This is a genomic window from Oleiphilus sp. HI0080 (assembly GCF_001635135.1).
Map to the genome: position 1 here is coordinate 1 of NZ_LWFU01000055.1, position 1,112 is coordinate 1,112.

At 48.5% G+C, this 1,112-nt stretch carries 2 protein-coding genes; both read right to left on the reverse strand.

The features are described 5' to 3' along the window. Window positions 1-127: 127 nt before the first annotated feature. Window positions 128-355 (reverse strand): hypothetical protein, encoded by a 228-nt coding sequence (locus tag A3751_RS00720; RefSeq protein WP_068451054.1) that lies wholly within the window; start codon window positions 353-355, stop codon window positions 128-130. Between the two features lie 129 nt (window positions 356-484). After that, window positions 485-1,112: NAD(P)-dependent oxidoreductase (locus A3751_RS00725; protein ID WP_068451057.1), on the reverse strand; the 628-nt coding region annotated here is incomplete at its 5' end.

The following is a 1,112-nucleotide window of genomic DNA, read 5'->3' on the forward strand; positions in this document are numbered from 1 at the left end:
CTTTGGAAAATCCGTTGTAAATATGATCCTTCAGCCAAAGAATGCTCGGTGAAAGAGTAAGCGCTGTAACTTAAAAATAGAAGAACGAAAAAAGCGCCTCATTAGGCGCTTTTTTCGTTCTTAACACTTAGAGCTTTCTAAGTTCTTTTTCGAGTTCTCTATCAAGCTTGGCCTTTTTGCCATCTTTGTTTAGTAAAGCAGGAAGATTGCTGAACAAAAGGATGCCCGCGATACAGACGATCGACCAGATGAACTGCTCGGCCCATGCAAAATAGACACATACAGCAATGAGTAGGTGGCTGATGAGCTCGCAGGCTCTCTTGAGGTTCTTAGATGAATTTGTTGGCTCGGTCACGTGTCACTCTCCTTTAATTGCCCCTGCATTCTAGCGGATTGCCAAGCTCATGAGAGAGACATAGGCGACAGTTCTATGAGCGCAGCCTCGCTTTCGTTTCGAAAAGGGCAAAGCAAAAGTACGCGCTGCTTAATTTACAGCGTTCTTTGGGCTGCCATTGAGAAAGGCTTTGATGTTTTGGGTTACGCCATCCATTAGGCGCTGTCTGCATTCTGTAGCAATCCACGCGGAGTGCGGCGTAATGAGAAGGTTGGGTAGCTTGGCAGAAATGAGAGGGTGGTTCGTTGCCGGCGGCTCTTGTTCGAGTACATCCAGCGCAGCGCCTCTGAGGTGTTTTGAGAGAAGCGCCTCGAGCAAGTCCTCTTCATGAACAATGCCCCCGCGCGCTGTATTGATCAGCAGGGCGCCTTGCTTCATGCAAGAGAGCGTTTCTTGGTTGAAAAGGTACTTTGACTCGGGTGTCAGCGGACAGTGTATGGAAATGACATCGCACTTTTCTAAAAATGTGCTCCAGGGCGTTCTGTCTTGAGTCTGTTGATCTCTCCATGGGGGTTGAGCGACGAGCACCGTCATTCCGAGCGCTTCAGCCATCTTTGCCGCGGCTTTTCCCAATGAGCCAAAACCGACAACACCGAAAGTTTTTCCCGAAAGTTCAAATGCAGGATAATCGAGAAGGCAGAAAAAAGGCGATTTGCTCCAATCTCCGTTTTGCACGGCGGCGTTGTATTGATTGAGCGAGGTGGCAAGAGATAAGAGT